The organism is Bacillus sp. 2175, assembly GCF_057812155.1.
This window is the reverse complement of the sequence record NZ_CM173819.1, coordinates 1,213,288-1,231,281: the sequence shown is the minus strand read 5'-3', so window position 1 is coordinate 1,231,281 and position 17,994 is coordinate 1,213,288. Positions and strand designations below refer to the sequence as shown.

Sequence of the window (17,994 nt, the reverse complement as noted above, 5' to 3'; positions counted from 1 at the left end):
CGTAGTCATTCCTATAGTGTAAAGCTTTTCTTTTACATTCATACTTTTTGCAAGAAAAGGACATTCTACAAGTAAGATATTCACTATTGGATATTAATATTATTAATAGAACAACGAGAGTTATGTTAAGTTTTTGTAAACTTTTCGATAAAATGTTTTAAAAAACGACAGTTTTTTGTTAGAATTGATTAGCCAATATATTTTACATATATTACTTTTGTGGGGGTAACAATAATGGTCTTTAAATCAAAAAAAGATAAATTTTCTGAAATGTTAATGAATGTTTCCGAAAATTTAAAAGAAGGCGCGCAGTTTTTCGTGGAGTATAAAATTAAAAATGCTAGCGATTTAAAAGAGTTTTCTATGCGCATGAAAGAGTATGAGTCAAAAGGTGACTCATTTATTCACGAAATCATTATGGAGTTAAACAAAGCGTTTATCACTCCGATTGAACGTGAGGACATCCTACAACTTGCAATGAGTATGGATGATGTATTAGACGGATTAGATCACAGTGCTGGTCTGTTCGAAATGTATTCTATTACAGAAGCAGATGAATACATGATTAAATTCGTAGAAGCAATTAATCAATGTGCGATTGAGATTGCAAACTCTGTTGAATTAATGTCTAACAAAAAATTAGTCGACATTCGTACAAATGCGATTAAGATTAAGGATTATGAATCACAGTGTGATGATATTCGCCGTCATGCGATTAAGAACTTATTCTCTCGTGAAAAAGATCCGATTAAGATTATTCAATTTAAAGAGATTTACGAAGAGCTTGAAGAAGTAGCTGATAGCTGTCAAAGCGTTGCAAACGTATTAGAAACAATTATTATGAAGAACGCGTAAGGAGTTTGATCATGGATACACTCTTGATACTGACCGTTTTAGTAGTCATTTGCGCTTTAGCTTTTGACTTTATCAATGGATTTCACGATACAGCAAACGCTATTGCAACGGCTGTTTCAACGAAAGCTCTAAAGCCTAGACATGCCATTATTATGGCGGCTATTATGAACTTTTTGGGCGCAATGACATTTACAGGTGTAGCAAAAACGATTACAAAAGATATCGTTGATCCATTCGCCTTACAAAATGGTTCTCTTGTAATTTTAGCTGCTTTGCTTGCGGCAATAGCTTGGAACTTAATTACTTGGTACTACGGTATTCCAAGTAGTTCTTCGCATGCAATTATCGGCTCAATCGCAGGTGCAGCAATTGCGGCCGCTGGGATTAGCTCGCTAAATCTTAAAGGATTTATTAAAATTATTGAAGCTTTAATCATTTCACCGATTATCGCTTTCGTTATTGGTTATACCGTATACAGTATTTTTAAAGTAGTATTTAAAAACTTTAACTTAACAAAAACGAATAAGAACTTCCGTATATTCCAGATTTTCACTGCAGCATTACAAGCCTACACACACGGTACGAATGATGCACAAAAAGCAATGGGAATCATTACGATGGCTCTTATGGCTAATAACTATCATACTTCTAGCGATATCCCGTTCTGGGTACAATTATCTTGTGCTATCGCAATGGGGCTTGGTACTTCTGTCGGCGGATGGAAAATTATTAAAACTGTCGGTGGACAAATTATGAAAATTCGTCCTGTAAATGGTGTAGCTGCCGATTTATCATCATCACTTGTTATTTTCGGTGCAACATTCATTCACTTACCGGTTAGTACGACGCACGTTATCTCTTCTTCTATTTTAGGGGTTGGTGCTTCTCACCGTGTGAAAGGGGTAAAATGGGGAACTGCAAAACGCATGTTAATTACATGGGTTATTACACTTCCTATTTCAGCTTCTTTAGCTGCTCTGTTTTACTACCTATTACATTTTGTTTTCTAATCAAAAGTCGTCTTCCTTATTTTTCTAGGAAGACGACTTTTTTGTGAACAAGCCTATTTCTCTTTAAAAAGCGTGTATAATAATTGGTGGATAAGTTATTTAGAGGAGTTGGCAATTTTGGAATACATCATGTTACTTTTCATCGGACTAATCGCCGGAACAGTCGGCAGCCTAGTTGGGCTTGGAGGCGGAATTATTATTGTTCCGTTATTAATTGGATTACACAGTTTATCACCACAACTTGCAGTAGGGACTTCTATGGTAACAGTCGTTTTCACAGGACTATCTTCCACCCTTACTTACATGAAGCATAAGCGAGTAGATTATAAAAGTGGACTTATTTTATTTATCGGAAGCGGCCCTGGTGGTATTATCGGATCATGGGCAAATAAATTTTTAAACCAAGACACATTTTCTTTATACTTTGGGATTTTCCTTATATTCGTCTCAATTCTACTTATGCTTCGAGACAAATTAAAACCTCTTTCCCTCTCAAATACGTCTGTAATTAAGCGTTCTTTTACAGATAATGATGGAAATACTGTACACTACCAATTCCCACCGTTTCTTGCTATCTTTATCGCCTTTATAGTTGGGTTTATATCTGGATTATTTGGAATTGGTGGCGGTGCCTTACTTGTTCCAGCAATGATGCTTCTTTTTGCATTCCCAGCACATATTGCAGTAGCAACTTCAATGTTCATCGTATTTCTATCAGCAATTGTAAGTTCTGCAACTCACATCTCACTTGGAAATGTCAGCTGGATTTATGCATTAATCCTGATTCCGGGTGCATGGATTGGCGGAAAAATCGGGGCTTACATTAATACAAAACTAAGTGGTAACGCCGTAATTAATTTATTACGTATTACGTTGATTATTCTTGGAACTAGATTAATCATTATTTCCCTTTTATAACGTATTCTTTTTAGAATGCGTTTTTCTTATACACATGAATATAAAAATCCTCCGAGGAGAACAAATAAAATTAAGCAAACACATAATAACATATAATTTGAAATATGTAATTTCTTCAAGTTGACCACTCCTATAACTGCGACTGTTATCTTTATGATAGCGAAAAAATAGTTCACTTGCAGTTACAGAGTGCTAACAATGCAAAATCAATTATTACAAATTTTATCCTTATATTTCATTTCTTTGTATATTCTATCGATTTAATAAAAAAAGATGTCATATTGACATCTTTTTTAATGAAGAAGTGACCACCCCATGAAGTCTTCATGTACTTGGCACGCCCTCTTATCGTTTCGATCATATAATTCAGCATAGCTATCTGTTTCTTCATCATAAGCCATCGTATAAATAATTTGGCCGTCTACTTCAACGGATAAAACGACTCCACCTTTCATCTCTTCTACATGAATGATAGCATTCGCCGGAATTCTCATATCCGTCATTCTCATCGCATCTAACAATATACTAAACCCCCTACAGCGTATTCATTGCTAGTACTATTACACACTAAATAGTATACTACTGTAATAGCATACATTTCGTCAATGAAATTGCTGTTGAAATAGCATATTGTCTATATACATATACGCTAAAATAGAAGAAATAGAAACATATTAATGGGGGGCTAACATTGATTCTACACAAAGGAGATGTACTATTCCGTCAAGGCGAGGACGGTCCTTTATACTTTATAAAAACAGGCTTATTAAAAGTAGTTCGGCTAGAAGAAGACGGAACACCATTTTTATTCAACATTATCGTTCCAGGTGAAACGATACCTCATCATTCTTTAATTTCACCGAAAGAATATCACGGTACAGCTATCGCTTTAATAAAAACAGAAGTGGAACCGATCACTAGTAGTGAATGGTACGAGAGACTTCAAGCAAATCCCGAATCGTATGCTAACATCGCTATGCAATTGCAATCTAAATTAAGAATGATGCAACAACGAATTGATCAATTGACAACCGTCTCTCCGAAAGAACGTCTTCATCGTTTACAAGAATGGTTCACCCTATATTTAGGTGACATTCCTATATATGAAATATTAACACAAACCGAAATTGGTCAACTGATAGGTATACGTCGTGAAACAGTAAACCGTTTATTACGAGAACAAATAAAAAACGAGGTAAAATAAATACCTCGTTTTTTTGCTTATTGTAAGCTTGTTGCTGGGCCGAAAAATTCATAATGAATATGCTCTTGTTTCACACCTAAATCAGTTAGTGCAGCATTTATATGCTTCATAAATGCTACTGGACCACAGAAATAAAACTCTGCTTCAGTTGTCGGAATAATAGTTTTTAACCATTCACTTTCAATGAAACCTTCTTTATCAAAGTTCTTCATTTCTAAATCTTTTTCAGTCGGTGCAGAATAACAAGTATATGCTTTAACTTGTTCATATTCATTTTCTACTGCCTTAACGTCTTCTTTCATTGCATGTGTATTACTATTTATTGCTGCATGAACAAAATATACATTACGTTTTGAATCTTGCTCAATTAACGTATTTAACATACTCATCATCGGTGTAATCCCTACTCCACCACTAATTAGTACAACTGGTAATGTTGAATCCATATTTAACACGAAATCTCCCGCTGGTGCACTTACTGGTAAAACATCTCCTTCTTTTACATGTTCATGTAAGTAATTAGACACTTTACCGTCTGGTGTATCTACACCTTTTTCTTTTTTTACACTAATACGATAATATTCTTTCCCAGGAGCATCGGATAAACTGTATTGACGATTATGTGTATATGTCTCACCTTCAATATTGATTTGAACCGTTACATATTGACCTGGGATGAATGAAGAAACTTTCCCTCCATCTTCAGGTTTCAAATAAAATGACGTAATAACATCGCTTTCCTTCACTTTTTTAACAATCACAAAGTTGCGGAAGTCTTTCCATCCACCTTCTTTATGTGCAGCTTCTTCATACATCTCTGCTTCAATGCTAATGAATGCATCAGCAATGACACCATATGCTTCTCCCCATGCGTTTAAAACTTCATCAGGTGCACCTGCGACCTCTTTAATGGCACGCAGTAAACATGTACCTACAATCGGGTAATGCTCTGCTTTAATACCTAAACTTCTATGCTTATGACCAATTTGTTTTACAACTGGAATAATAGCTTCTAAATTATCAATGTACGTTGCAGCTGCATAAACAGCATTCGCTAACGCTTGTTGTTGTCTTCCCTTTTTCTGATTTGTATGGTTGAAAATATTCAATAACTCCGGATGTTCCGAAAATAAAATTTCGTAAAATCTCGTTGTAATTTCAACGCCTTTTTCTTGTAATAATGGTACTGTTGACTTTACGATTTCAATTGTTTTTGCACTTAACATTGTATCCCACTCCTCTATTTCCTTAACTGTTTTTAGTTTAACTGAATCTTATAATGCAGATTGTGATTTTAATCACTATTAACACGGTGTTTTTGTGAATAATATATGAACATTGTATTTACAAAAGAAAATAAGCTAACTAGAATTCTAGCTAGCTTATTATTTTGTTTGTATAGCTTGTTCAATTACTTTTATATCTTTCCCATCGCCAAACTCCGTATATCCCCAGATATTCGTTTCACCTCTATATTTATTTACGATAATATCCAAGTCATGATATACACGGTGGGCATACACTACATACTCAATATTTTGAAGTTCCACACCTTTTTTTACAATTTCATAGCTTCTATTTACATCACGTTTTATTTTTTCATTCTTTATTTCTGTATGTATATTTTTTAACGATGATTCTTGTTGTTGAAACCATTGCTTAAATTGATTCAAATCCCCGTCTGTATAATTCTCTGCTTTACCGTAATTTAAGAAATTATTATAGCTTTCATGTGTCATTCGAATAAAATTTAGCACTTTTGTCTCTTCTTGCACATCTTCTATTTGAGCTATTGTATTTACCTCAGCAGGCTTATTCGCATAATGTAACAGCACTTTCATAAGACTATAGCTTGCAATGATCATCACGATAATAATCCCGAATACACTTAACAATTTCTTCATATACAGAACTCCTTCTCTACTAAAAATATTACAATGTATGACTATACTTGTAACTTTCTCTCGTAGAAATATAATTCCTGTATAAATTCTTCCTATCATTTCGACAATATTTTTCTATACATTTCTCGTTGGCAAATGTTCTTGTAAAACAATATATCCTTCATAAGCTGTGTAACCGAGTATAGCCATTAATCCGATATAACAAGCAAATACTGTCCATTTCGTTTTCGCATCCACTTTATAATAGTTTTCTTGTTGTTCCTTTTCTGTTTTCCATTCATTTAATTTTCTTTCTGACGCTTCAAATGCTTCCCTTATGTGAATTGTATACTCATCTTTTTCATCTTCATATGGAACATAATCTAACGGTTCGAACTTCGGTAAAAGATACTCTAACACTTCCATTTTTTGAAGTTCACCTATTTGTAACTCTTTTTCCCGTTCTCTTTGTCTTAATGCATTCATCTCATGATGCATCACGTATATAGTCCGATGTACAGCACCCGTTTCTTTTAATTCCTCTTCAAGCCTAGTAACATATTCTTTCATCCCATCAATTTTATGCCCTAATTCCTTAATCGGCTCATCTCTCTTTATTACTCTATATAACTCCATACAACCGATAATAACAATAAATCCTCCCAAAATACTTTTAAAGTAAATTGAATAGCCAAGTAATAAAATAAGGCCTGCCCCCCAAATTTTAGTACTGACAACTGAAATAATTCGCCCACCATCTAGCGGCGAAACGGGAATTAAATTAAAGAAATTAATCATACTTCCAAGCAAAATAACAAGCGCCCAAAATGGCTCTTTCGTCATTATATAAAGCGGTATCGCTGGTAAAAATGACAGAAGTCCGAAAAGCGGACCCATATAGGCAATGTAAGCTTCATCTTTCGCATTTTTCGGCATCTCTTTCATTCCAATAAGGGCCCCCATAAATGGAATAAAGATTGCTGGCGATGTTGGGATCCCCTTTCTTTTCGCAGCCCATAAATGGCCCATTTCATGAACAAACAACAAATAAATGAGCGCCACTCCAAATTTCCAACCATATAGAACTGCGTATGCGCCAAGCGATAGAAACATACTAAATACCGTTGAAAACTTTGCTAATTTAAAAATTGCAAATACCCACTTTAACTTAGACAGTAAAAATAGACCTATCGCAACAATAATTCCCCATAATCCTTTTTTATTATTTTTCATATTCCTCTCCTTTATCTCTCATTAATGAATCATATTCATTCATTAAAGCTTGTTCTTTTCTCTATTATGACATATTTTTTTCTATTGTTAGAAATAATGTTTATATAATCCATTTTCAGCCAAAAATATAAATAAAAGGAGGTGTACAAAAATGAATTTACAATCTCTTATAATAGGTGCTCTATCGTTTTTAGCTTCAACTCTTATTTTTTATACCGTTAGTTACGTATTATTATTAGATTTGTTGCCCAATCACGTATTTATTGCCCTTGTCATCCTTTCCGCTCTTATGATTTCTTTTCTTATTACACGAAAATCAATGAATGAGCCATCTGCAAAAGCAAAGTAATAGAGAGGGGTGCTTTCCCCTCTCTATTATCATTTCCTAGGAAAGGTCATATAGATTTGACGAGTTTATATTCATTCCAATCCGTAAGGGCTAATTAAAGTCTCACTTTATCTTTGAAAATTCATTTTTTCACCATAATCTTTAACAATCTGAATTATATTTTGAAACACACCTATTTTTTCTTTTTTACTGTTTAATATTTTCAAATCATAACTTTCGTAATATGTTTCTAATGATTTTAATTGTGATTCTGAAGCGCTTTTTATCGGAACAGTAGCATGTAATTCATATTGCTTATACCCTTCCTTTACTTTTTCACCTAAAATCATTTCACTCTCTTTTGCTCCAATTAATTTTTGAACTTTTTCTGGAAAATTGAGTTGCAAATAATATTCTTGCTCCTTCACTAACTTATTGTATAGTGATTGTGAAATCGTATACCGTACCGTATAATTCACGTTTTGATCGCCTGTTTTAATATGAAACGCGGTAATCTGCAAATCTTTTTTTGTTACTTCCGTTAAAGGGCTTACCTGCATCTCATCTTCTTTTTGTTCTGAGACATTTGGAAATATATCCAAAAGCTTTTCCGTATCTTTTTCATTCAACATATACATAGCTTTCTTATATTGCACCCATCCTCGTCTATCTTCTCCCCTTAACCATGCATAATAAGTTTCTTTTTTCCCATCTCTACTAATTTGTATTTCATATTCAGGTTCACCGAAGCTTCCTGTTATTTCTTGTTTCTCAGCTTTATTCAAAATGTCTATTACTAACTTCGCTTCTGATTCCTGCAACTTTTTCTCTTTATGTTTTTTTTGTAAAACGGTTACCCCTATTGTTTCTTTCACTTCATTCACCGTCTCTTCTACTTTTTTTGTTTCTTTTTTCGGTTCAACTTGACCACAAGCTGCTAGTAACATAACAAACAACAACACCAATACATATTTCCCTTTCAAATTAATCCTCCTCTTACGATAAGAAATCCTTATAATCTTCATACATAAAACAAAAACGTGACATCCTATTAAATACGCTATACTAATCATTGAAAGGAGGTCTTTATCATGTCCATTAATTTTCATGATGAAAATAATAAGTACACATATGCAACAAGAAACGCTCATATTTCTTGGGCTGAAATGGTAAAAAACATTACAGAAATACAAAACAAGCAAATAATTGATATCGGCTGTGGTGGTGGGATTTATACGAAAGAATTCGCTCTTATGGGAGCCAATAATGTTGTGGGACTTGATTTTTCAAAAGAAATATTACAAGCTGCAAAAGAAAATTGTAACAACTTTTCAAACATTTCATTCATCCACGGTGATGCACATAATATCCCATACCCTAATGAAACATTCGACATAGTTATTTCGCGTGCAGTTATTCATCATTTACAAGACATTCCTACATTTTTACGTGAAGCTTCTCGTATATTAAATAAAAACGGTGTACTTATTTTACAAGATCGAACAATTGAAGATTGTACAATTCCAGGAAGTCCCGAACACATTCGCGGATATTTTTTCTCTCTATTTCCAAAACTTATTGAAATAGAGTCAAAAAGACGTCCAAAAACCAACACTATACAGACAGAATTACAAAAACATTCTCTTCATGTACTTCCCACACAAACACAATGGGAAATACGAAAAATACATGATTCTGTAGAAACATTATTGCAAGATTTATCTCCTCGAACAGGTCGATCCATTCTATATGAGTTAACAGATGATGAACTTTCTCAACTTCTACAACATATACAGACCGCATTACAAAACGTCTCTCCTATTATTGAAAGAGATCGATGGACAATTTGGAGCGCCATGAAGTTGTAAGGAAGGAAGCCTCACAAAATAATGTGAGGCTTCCTTTCTTTCATAATCTAATTTTGCAACACTCTTGATATCCTCCACTTCTGGCCTGTGCACTTCCACACTTCGGACATACTAAATATCTAGACTGATTTGTCAACAAACTACCTTTTTGAAAGAGTAAAACTTCTGCTTGTTTAAACGAACGCGAATAATATAACCACATAAAACCAATTATAGCAATAATGCCAAATAATACTCCCATCGCAAGCATTTCAGTCACCTCTTTTGGTTTGTTCTTTCCAGCAAGTGGATTGTTGTATTATTCTCTATAAATTCAAACAATCCCTTCTTCACTCCTATAAATATCAATTTTCTCTATAAAATTTACAATTCTCCGCAAATTTCCACTCCCATTTTACAATTCATCATTTCCTTTACAACAACGAATATCACTTTCGATATTTCCGTATATAAATATATCTTTCAAAAAACATATTGACTTTCTAAAAAAAACATGCAACAATACTGTCAGAATACTTGAATAAAAATTCATTGACGAGAACGAGTACGTTATAGAACTGTTCCCCAGAGAGTTGGCGATTTGCTGAAAGCCAACGTTCAGCGCGTAACCGAAAATCATCTCCGAGAAGTAGAACCGAATGTTACAGTAAGTTCTTACCGGCCGTCCCCCGTTACAAGGAACACGTATCATGTTGTACGTTGCAAAGCCGTATACATATAGATTTATTTCTACATGTGTAAATTAGGGTGGTATCGCGGGTAAATATAACTCGTCCCTTTCTTTAGGGACGAGTTTTTTGTGTTCTTACAAATGAATTTAAAAAAGGAGGAAAAACAATGAACACTGTATCAAAAAAACATATTTTTTTCACGGGTCTTATGCTATTTTCTTTATTTTTTGGGGCAGGTAATTTAATTTTCCCTCCCATGCTTGGCCAAAATGCAGGTGAAAACTTTTGGCCAGCAATGATTGGATTTTTACTAACAGGAGTTGGCTTACCACTACTAACTGTTATCGCAATTTCTCTATCTGGAAATGGAATGCAGCAACTTGCAAGTCATGTTCATCCATTATTCGGAATTTTCTTTACAGTAATTGTATACATTGCTATCGGTCCATCTATGGGCATCCCACGTGTTGCAAATGTCGCTTATGAAATGGGTGTTAGTTCTTTCTTACCAGAAACAATCCGCTCTAGCAGCCTAGTGCTATTTGTATATACAATCATCTTCTTTACTATCGTATTTTGGCTGAGTTTGAATCCATCTAAACTTGTTGATCGTATTGGAAATGTATTAACACCTATTTTATTACTCTCTATTTTCTTATTGTTTGTTAAAAGTGTATTTACACCACTTGGGCAATCAGGACCAGCAATGCAAGAGTATCAAACTTCTCCAATCTTCAAAGGCTTTATGGAAGGCTACTTAACAATGGACACTATTTCAGCACTTGCATTCGGAATTATCGTTGTAAATGCAATTCGCTCTAAAGGTGTGAATGATCGTAAGTCCATTGCCATCGCCACAGCAAAAGCAGGGCTTATTGCCTCTACAGGGCTCGTACTTGTATACGGTGCACTCGGCTGGCTTGGGGCAACTAGCGTCTCGCTCGGATATGCAAAAAATGGCGGACAGCTACTTACTGTTATCGTACAACAATTATTCGGTCCATACGGTTTGCTCCTATTATCTCTTATCGTTACACTCGCTTGTTTAACGACATGCGTTGGACTCGTATCTGCGTGCAGCCAATATTTTTCAACATTATTGACTACATTTTCATACAAAACGTTCGCGAGTATCATTTGCGCATTAGGATTACTAGTTGCCAACTTAGGTTTAACGAAAATTATCGCAATCTCTGTTCCAATTCTACTTGTTGTGTATCCAATTGCGATTGTACTCGTACTACTATCATTGCTTCATAAATACTTCGGTGGATATCGCTCTGTTTATGTAGGTGCTTTAATTGGAGCAGCTGTAGTGAGCGTATTTGATGGATTAAAACAAGGTGGTATTTCAGTTTCATTTATCACACCATATTTTGAATTTATCCCTTTATATAATGAAGGAATCGGTTGGCTAATACCAGCATTAGCAGGAGCTCTTATTGGTCTTGCAATGGCTAAGTTAAGCGGTACGAAAAAAGTTCCATTAGTAACCGAATCTCACGAAGTAAAAGCCTCCTAAAAAAACTCCCAAAAGGGAGTTTTTTTACATTTGATACGCAGTATGATTAAAACTGCTTATTTTATAAGCCTTCGTATAATATTCAATATTCGTATCAACTGTTTCTACCTTGACAACATCATAGTGCTCTTCTTGCTTTACTAAAAATAAATAGTATTCCTCTGTTGCCTCAATAATCGCAATTTTATCTGTTTCAACATTATATTGTTCACAAAGCGCTTGTAATGCGTTCACATAATCCCCTAATTTTTTAGACTTATCCATTCCGAATATAGTTTGAACTAACATATACATTCTCCCCTTTATATGTACTGTTAACACCTCAATGATAACGCTTACATTATTTATCGTCAATAAAAACATTCAATTGTTTTAACACCAAATCTATATTGTATCGAGCCAATAATCAGCGAGGAATTCCCCGCCAATTAAAGTTTCACTTTATCCCGCATTAACTGCCCGTAAAAGCCCGATTGGTGAGGGCTGATAATCAGTGGGAGAGGAACAACCTCCCACTGATTAAAGTTTCACTTTATCACTTCGTTAATTGATGCCTAAATGCATAAATAACCGCCTGAGTACGGTCACTTACATTCAATTTATTTAATATATTACTCACATGTGTCTTTACCGTTTTCAGTGCAATAAATAACTCGTCCGCAATCTCTTGATTACTTTTTCCCTCTGCAATTAATAACAAAATCTCAAACTCTCTTTCCGTTAAATCATCATGCAAAGGTTGCTCTTTCTTTTGACGCATACGGGACATCATTTTCCCGGTAACTTTCGGCTCTAATACTGTTTCTCCATCATAAGTAGCTCGTACAGCATCAGCAATATCACTTGCTCTTGATGTTTTTAATAAGTAGCTGGTCGCCCCAGCCTCAATAACAGGATACAATTTTTCGTCATCTAAAAAGCTTGTTACAACTACAATTTTTGCTTCTGGCCATTCTTGAATAATAGCGCGTGTTGCTTCGACACCGTCCATCTCATCCATAACAAGGTCCATTAAAATAATATCCGGCCTTAATTGCAATGCTAATTGTGATCCTTTTCTTCCATTCTCAGCTTCCCCTACTACTTCAATATCTGGCTGTGTAGATAAATATGCCGATACACCCATACGAACCATTTCATGATCATCGACAAGCAATACTTTTATCATACTTCTCCCCCTCTCTCAATCATAATCGGTACTTTTACTTCTATTTGTGTACCTTTGGCCGGGAAACTAAGTACCTTAAGTGTCCCACCAATTTCATGAACACGCTCTTGCATCGATCTTAGGCCATATGAACCAGCCTTATTAACCCCTACTTCAAACCCAACGCCGTCATCAATGATTTTTAAAATCGCATATTGATCAATTTTTCGAAGGCGCACTTCTGTTTTCTTTGCCTTCGCGTGTCGCAACGTGTTTGATAGCGCCTCTTGCACAATACGGAATAAATGATCTTCTACACCTTTTTTTAATTCTATTGGCTCAATAAGCCATTCAATTTTCATATGTTGTTTTCGCGATAATTCCGTTAATAATTCCTCTATACCTTCTGTCAGTTTCTTACCTTCCAATTGTACAGGACGTAAATGAAGGAGCAATGCTCTCATTTCTGATTGAGCATTTACAACCATATTTTCAACAAGTTGCAATTGTTTTTTTGTCACATCTGGAAATTCAGTTATTTGTTCATTAATCGCTGACATCATCATCGACATTGCGAAAAGCTGCTGACTTACTGAATCATGCAACTCCCTTGCTAAACGATGCCTTTCTTGAGAAATCGCTTCTTGTCTCATCTCTTCATTCCAATGAGCTCGTTCATTCGTTACTTTTTGAAAGAGTCCAGCTTGCTCCTCTAATCGACGAGCCAGAACGATTACTTTTCGTTCCACTTCATGAAATTCATCATCTGCAGTAAACGAAACATCGCTCGGAAAATTCCCTCGCTCTACTTCAAATAGAAACGTATTTAATCCTTGTATACGCTGCTCTATATAGTAACCGATTGCATATCCTACAATTCCCCCGATAAGTAAACTTGTAGTCATAATAAACAAGCCAATTGGAACAGAAGCGATGGATTCCTTCCATAATAAATCATACACTTGTTGCTCGCTTTTCCATACATATACAATTGTACAAATGAGTGCGATACTAACAGAGGACAACATAGAATAACGAATATACATCCACGAAATATTTTTTTGTTTCTTCATTATACTTTCCTCACTTCCGTGTCGCCTACGACAAGCGAAGAAATAATTTTAATACGTCGAGGAGCCTCTTTATACTGCTCTGTTCTAAATGTAACATTGCGGTTAAACCCTGTCTCTTCATAACCTGGCAAGAGCACACGCCCGACAATAACAGAATGATTTAAAGAAAGTTCAATATCATATGGCACATATAAACGAATATTACCAACGACACCTCGAATAACAATTACCGTTTCCCCTTCTGGAATCATAGCAGTTGTTAAATCTATTTCCACATCACAAGCACCATATTGAACATTAATATCCTCAAGTTCATAAATATGATCCATCATTCGCACATTGCCTACAAACATATTTTTTAAATATGGTTCTGTACGATATATTTGCTTCTCTTCGTCTATCATCCCTTTTTCTTTAATTTCAACCTTCATTGCTTTTTGCTGATGCCCTTGTTGAATCAATTGATAACCAATTAAAGCTAAACAAGCAAATACGACAAGAACAAATGCTGCTGATGAAAATAAGAAGAATAAAAATACGATACCACCAACAAATAAAAATACATTTCCCCGTACATAACGATTCTTTTTACGATAATGCCTTCCAAACATAAGCATAATAAATGCAAAAATGAGACCACCTGGTTCAAAATGTCCAAGTATCATATCAAGAAAAAGACCGAACCCAAATATGATGAGGAGCATCCCCATTAATTGTGTCTTTGAAAAATGTTTCTTCATTTCAGCTCCCCCCTTCTTGTCACATATACATAGAAGAAAAGGCATTGCTTTCCAACACCTTTTCTCCTATCACTATATCATAAGCCTGTTTTATAATATACTACTATTATTTTGTTAACTCTTTCGTTAACGATACATCATTCTTTTCTTTCATTTCACGCTCAAGTTTTGCAATTTTCATATCAAATGTGTCACGCTCATGCTCTTCATTCATACGAGTTTCTAAGTCACGAATATGATCTTCAATCTCTTCAAATCGTAAGAATGGATTATTTTCATCCATTTTATGCATCGCAGTATTCATACGACGATTTGCATGTGCCATATTTTCACGTGCCATTAGTTCCATACGCTTTGCGTGCATTTCTTTTAATTTATTTTTCATTTCAGAAAGACGACGCTCTAACTCATCAATTTGCTCTACAACACCTGCATACATTTCTTCTAATCGAGTTACTTGCCCTTCATAATAAGCTACCTCTTCTAACGCACGTTCGTGCAATTGTAATTCACCTGCTTCTTGAGCAATGATAGCTTGCTTTGATCTTTTATTAACGAAATAACGTGCTTGCTCAAGCTCACGAGCAAAGTTAGATTTTAATGTTTTATGACGCTCAATTAACTTCTCAATTTTTGTTATTTCACGCTCACTATCACGTAAATATTGGTTTAACATCGCAATTGGATTTTTTCTTTCCTTCTCATCTAACACGTTATGAAAATCAGCTAAAATTGCATCGCGTACACGTCCGAATAAAGATTGTTTCATTATAAATCTTCCTCTCTTCTACTTTAATTATAATTTGATTTATTGTTTTAGTTTTTCATTAATTTGTTCCACTCATCTTCAAAGTTGCTATATGATTTAGAACTTTCTGGAGCAGATTCAACAACTACATCTTTTTCTTTTTTCCACTCACGGTATCCGTAGTATAAAACCACTAAAGCAGCGATACCGATTAATGCTGGCGAATGAGAAAGTGCAATGGATAAACCGATTAAACCAACAATACCCCAAGCTAACTTTCCAAAAAATGATTTAGCTCGCACAAATGATTTATAGCTCCAATATACAACTCCTGCTCCGATTGCGAATCCTACAATACCAGCAAGACTACCAAGAGCAATTAAAGCCAAAATACCGGCTGCGATAAACGCTAGAAATTGTTTCATCTTGTGCTTGCCTCCCTTCGATTTGATACTCTTATCTTAACTATTTTTTCATCTTTCCATAACGAGCTTAAGAACCGTTTTTAACTCAGACTTAAGACCGAGTCATATTCAGCCCTTTACGCAAAAAAAAAGTGCAGAGTCTATTCTCTGCACTTTTTTTAATTACTAACATTCATATTAAATTAAGCAGTTTTATGATACTCTTTTTTCTTAGCTACTTTCGAAAACCTTGGAAACCCAATTAAAATAGAAACAATCCCACATACTCCAACTAAAATTGGATAAAACGCATACGGTAACAATTCAACTGGAGATAACGCTGCAAATCCTGCTGCCGTTAACATTTGGGCACCGTACGGAATTAATCCTTGCACACAACATGAGAAAAGATCTAATACACTCGCTGATTTACGAGGGTCTATTTCATATTGATCTGCAATATTTTTTGCAAGCGGGCCTGTAAAAATAATTGAAATCGTATTATTCGCTGTACACATATTCGTCATACTCACTAAACCAGCAATACCAAATTCCGCTCCTTTTTTCGAACGAATATTACGTGTTAATACATTCATTAAATATTGAATACCACCATTATATTGGATTAATTCAACCATACCGCCAATTAATATAGCAAGTAATACTAACTCCATCATACCGCCCATTCCAGTCGTTACACTTTTAAAGAAACTTTCTAACGTGTAACTTCCATCTATAAGACCGATAACACCAGATAGTACAGTTCCACCAGTTAATACAATAAGTACATTCCAGCCAAGTAGCGCTGTAATTAGTACTCCTGCGTACGGTAAAATCTTTATCCAATCAAAGCTATGTGCTTTAATCTGCGTGTCACTCCCTGAAGTAACTATTACTAATAGTACAATTGTAATAATAGCCGCTGGTAACACAATTAAAAAGTTCGTTTTAAACTTATCTTTCATTTCTGTTCCTTGTGAACGAACAGCTGCGATTGTTGTATCTGAAATAAATGATAAATTATCACCAAACATCGCTCCGCCAACAACAGTAGCCATTGCAAGCGCAATTGAGATATCAGTTTGACCACTAATACCTACAGCAATCGGCGCTAATGCTGCAATTGTTCCCATTGAAGTTCCCATCGCTAATGAAATAAATGCACCAATAACAAAGATTCCAGCTACGATAAATCCTGGCGGTAAAATAGTTAATGCTAAATTAACAGTTGAGTCTACTCCGCCCATTCCTTTAGCAGTTTCAGAAAATGCACCTGCAAGCACAAAAATTAATACCATAATCATAATATCCGGATTTCCTGCACCTTTAGCGAACCGCTCTACTTTCACATTAAAACTTTCTTTACGATTCATCATTAAAGCGACTCCTACAGCAATTGAGATCGCTACAAGTATCGGCAATTTATAGAAATCACCTGTAATAATTCCAGAACCAATAAATAGCGCCAAAAATATCCCAAGTGGTAATAAAGCTAAACCATTTCCTCTCGTTTCTTTCAAAGTATCATCTCTCCCTAGTTTCAACCTTTTTCTAATGAATAACAAAAGACCTCTTCCGATGAGAAGAGGTCTTATACATCTATAAGAAACACTCTTCTCATCTTTCAAGCACACGCTTGCTGGATTTGGCACAGCACTCTGAAATCGAGTCCGCTGCCGAGGCATCGTAGGGCCAGTCCCTCCGCCTCTCTTTATAAGAAGGTTTCATATTTATTTTTTAATAATAATTTCTTTCCTAACTTTACTCGCTTACAAAACAAAAGTCAATTATTTTTTGTATAGATTTTTTTGGTAATTATACAAAAATTCGAATACAACAATCATTTTAACTTTTCTATTTCTTCTTTCAACATTGAAATCCAATAAAATTCATTATTTTTTATTGCTGCTAATATCCATTTCGTAGTGTACCAAGCTAACTCATACTCTTCCTTCGTGACATCGACACTTTTATAAGCATCCTCTAGCTCCTCTTCATCTAATACATACACCTTACCGCTAGGTAATAATACTACATCTAAATATAAATCATCAAAATACGGTAAACCACGATCGTCTATTTTATATTCTTTCGCCACATCGATATAATATTGCACTAATTTTTTCTGATCATCTAACATAGCGGTAATCGCAAAGTTTTTCCCTTCTATAAAATATTGAACCCACGTATACTGATCCGCTGCAATACAAAGTTCTTCACCATCATATTCTTTACAACTAGGCTCTCTCACCTTTTTTATATCCAGTATTCCGAGCATTCCCTCTTCCACTTGCTTAACCGTATAACTCTTTTCTATTAGCCTCTTCCACGAAGAACCGTCACCATATTTACGTTTCATTATGTCTGCTCCTCTTCTATATACAGAAAAG

Annotated in this window: 21 protein-coding genes, 1 riboswitch and 1 other annotated feature; of the genes, 7 read left to right on the top strand and 14 right to left on the bottom strand. The window is 35.0% G+C overall.

The annotated features are described in order from the left end of the window. Positions 1-234 precede the first annotated feature (234 nt). The 3 genes from ACXKY9_RS06710 (at position 235) to ACXKY9_RS06700 (ending at position 2,783) form a co-directional block, all read left to right on the top strand. Complete coding sequence (locus ACXKY9_RS06710; protein WP_000231449.1) at positions 235-855, top strand: DUF47 domain-containing protein; 621 nt, start codon at positions 235-237, stop codon at positions 853-855. An 11-nt stretch (positions 856-866) separates the two neighbouring features. After that, entirely contained in the window at positions 867-1,865 is a 999-nt protein-coding gene (locus ACXKY9_RS06705; RefSeq protein WP_000380273.1) for an inorganic phosphate transporter, read from the top strand. Positions 1,866-1,982: 117 nt separating this feature from the next. Next, positions 1,983-2,783: a sulfite exporter TauE/SafE family protein gene (locus tag ACXKY9_RS06700; RefSeq protein WP_000455762.1), complete on the top strand. Its 801-nt coding sequence runs from the start codon at positions 1,983-1,985 to the stop codon at positions 2,781-2,783. Positions 2,784-3,076: 293 nt separating this feature from the next. On the opposite strand, the gene ACXKY9_RS06695 is transcribed toward ACXKY9_RS06700, so the two are convergent. Then, entirely contained in the window at positions 3,077-3,304 is a 228-nt protein-coding gene (locus tag ACXKY9_RS06695; protein WP_000883009.1) for a hypothetical protein, read from the bottom strand. A 170-nt stretch (positions 3,305-3,474) separates the two neighbouring features. Here ACXKY9_RS06695 and ACXKY9_RS06690 point away from each other — a divergent pair, with 170 nt between their 5' ends. After that, positions 3,475-3,987, top strand: coding sequence for a Crp/Fnr family transcriptional regulator (locus tag ACXKY9_RS06690; protein ID WP_000600585.1), 513 nt, complete (start codon positions 3,475-3,477; stop codon positions 3,985-3,987). Positions 3,988-4,004: 17 nt separating this feature from the next. Here the strand turns inward: ACXKY9_RS06690 and hmpA are convergent, their stop codons facing one another. From hmpA to ACXKY9_RS06675, 3 genes are all read right to left on the bottom strand, one after another. Continuing rightward, positions 4,005-5,213: an NO-inducible flavohemoprotein gene (gene hmpA, locus ACXKY9_RS06685; protein WP_000947320.1), complete on the bottom strand. Its 1,209-nt coding sequence runs from the start codon at positions 5,211-5,213 to the stop codon at positions 4,005-4,007. A 159-nt stretch (positions 5,214-5,372) separates the two neighbouring features. Continuing rightward, positions 5,373-5,891 (bottom strand): hypothetical protein, encoded by a 519-nt coding sequence (locus tag ACXKY9_RS06680; RefSeq protein ID WP_000735523.1) that lies wholly within the window; start codon positions 5,889-5,891, stop codon positions 5,373-5,375. A gap of 114 nt (positions 5,892-6,005) precedes the next feature. After that, complete coding sequence (locus tag ACXKY9_RS06675; RefSeq protein WP_000794491.1) at positions 6,006-7,103, bottom strand: site-2 protease family protein; 1,098 nt, start codon at positions 7,101-7,103, stop codon at positions 6,006-6,008. Positions 7,104-7,254: 151 nt separating this feature from the next. Between ACXKY9_RS06675 and ACXKY9_RS06670 the strand changes: the two genes are divergently transcribed. After that, a complete protein-coding gene (locus ACXKY9_RS06670; RefSeq protein ID WP_001053356.1) occupies positions 7,255-7,452 on the top strand; it encodes a hypothetical protein in 198 nt (65 codons plus the stop codon). Positions 7,453-7,559: 107 nt separating this feature from the next. Here the strand turns inward: ACXKY9_RS06670 and ACXKY9_RS06665 are convergent, their stop codons facing one another. Next, complete coding sequence (locus ACXKY9_RS06665; RefSeq protein ID WP_000677070.1) at positions 7,560-8,414, bottom strand: YhfM domain-containing protein; 855 nt, start codon at positions 8,412-8,414, stop codon at positions 7,560-7,562. 108 nt (positions 8,415-8,522) lie between these two features. On the opposite strand from ACXKY9_RS06665, the gene ACXKY9_RS06660 reads away from it, so the two are divergent. Further along, the gene (locus ACXKY9_RS06660; protein ID WP_000026273.1) at positions 8,523-9,299 is read left to right on the top strand and encodes a class I SAM-dependent methyltransferase; all 777 of its coding nucleotides are present in this window, start codon (positions 8,523-8,525) and stop codon (positions 9,297-9,299) included. Positions 9,300-9,339: 40 nt separating this feature from the next. Here the strand turns inward: ACXKY9_RS06660 and ACXKY9_RS06655 are convergent, their stop codons facing one another. Further along, the gene (locus ACXKY9_RS06655) at positions 9,340-9,549 is read right to left on the bottom strand and encodes a hypothetical protein (RefSeq protein ID WP_000880630.1); all 210 of its coding nucleotides are present in this window, start codon (positions 9,547-9,549) and stop codon (positions 9,340-9,342) included. A 272-nt stretch (positions 9,550-9,821) separates the two neighbouring features. After that, positions 9,822-10,080, top strand: a binding site (T-box leader). A gap of 56 nt (positions 10,081-10,136) precedes the next feature. On the opposite strand from ACXKY9_RS06655, the gene brnQ3 reads away from it, so the two are divergent. After that, positions 10,137-11,492, top strand: coding sequence for a branched-chain amino acid transport system II carrier protein BrnQ3 (gene brnQ3 / locus ACXKY9_RS06650; protein WP_001099144.1), 1,356 nt, complete (start codon positions 10,137-10,139; stop codon positions 11,490-11,492). A gap of 24 nt (positions 11,493-11,516) precedes the next feature. Here the strand turns inward: brnQ3 and ACXKY9_RS06645 are convergent, their stop codons facing one another. The 8 genes from ACXKY9_RS06645 to ACXKY9_RS06610 all read right to left on the bottom strand — a co-directional run bounded on the left by ACXKY9_RS06645 (position 11,517) and on the right by ACXKY9_RS06610 (position 17,963). Continuing rightward, the gene (locus ACXKY9_RS06645) at positions 11,517-11,855 is read right to left on the bottom strand and encodes a DUF3922 domain-containing protein (RefSeq protein WP_002061028.1); all 339 of its coding nucleotides are present in this window, start codon (positions 11,853-11,855) and stop codon (positions 11,517-11,519) included. Positions 11,856-12,027: 172 nt separating this feature from the next. Then, positions 12,028-12,660, bottom strand: a complete 633-nt coding sequence (locus ACXKY9_RS06640; RefSeq protein WP_000598713.1) for a response regulator — start codon at positions 12,658-12,660, stop codon at positions 12,028-12,030. Next, the gene (locus ACXKY9_RS06635; protein ID WP_000744326.1) at positions 12,657-13,712 is read right to left on the bottom strand and encodes a sensor histidine kinase; all 1,056 of its coding nucleotides are present in this window, start codon (positions 13,710-13,712) and stop codon (positions 12,657-12,659) included. The genes ACXKY9_RS06640 and ACXKY9_RS06635 overlap by 4 nt, the downstream gene beginning before the upstream one ends. Continuing rightward, a complete protein-coding gene (gene liaF, locus ACXKY9_RS06630) occupies positions 13,712-14,452 on the bottom strand; it encodes a cell wall-active antibiotics response protein LiaF (RefSeq protein ID WP_000716097.1) in 741 nt (246 codons plus the stop codon). Before liaF ends, ACXKY9_RS06635 begins: the two co-directional genes overlap by 1 nt. 106 nt (positions 14,453-14,558) lie before the next feature. Next, positions 14,559-15,221, bottom strand: a complete 663-nt coding sequence (locus ACXKY9_RS06625; protein WP_000814127.1) for a PspA/IM30 family protein — start codon at positions 15,219-15,221, stop codon at positions 14,559-14,561. Between the two features lie 47 nt (positions 15,222-15,268). Continuing rightward, positions 15,269-15,625 (bottom strand): lmo0954 family membrane protein, encoded by a 357-nt coding sequence (locus ACXKY9_RS06620; protein ID WP_000808641.1) that lies wholly within the window; start codon positions 15,623-15,625, stop codon positions 15,269-15,271. A gap of 182 nt (positions 15,626-15,807) precedes the next feature. Continuing rightward, positions 15,808-17,124: a Na+/H+ antiporter NhaC family protein gene (locus tag ACXKY9_RS06615; protein WP_000665486.1), complete on the bottom strand. Its 1,317-nt coding sequence runs from the start codon at positions 17,122-17,124 to the stop codon at positions 15,808-15,810. A 94-nt stretch (positions 17,125-17,218) separates the two neighbouring features. Next, a riboswitch (SAM riboswitch) is annotated at positions 17,219-17,324 on the bottom strand. 120 nt (positions 17,325-17,444) lie between these two features. Further along, positions 17,445-17,963, bottom strand: a complete 519-nt coding sequence (locus ACXKY9_RS06610; RefSeq protein ID WP_000824666.1) for a ribonuclease FAU-1 family protein — start codon at positions 17,961-17,963, stop codon at positions 17,445-17,447. Positions 17,964-17,994 lie beyond the last annotated feature (31 nt).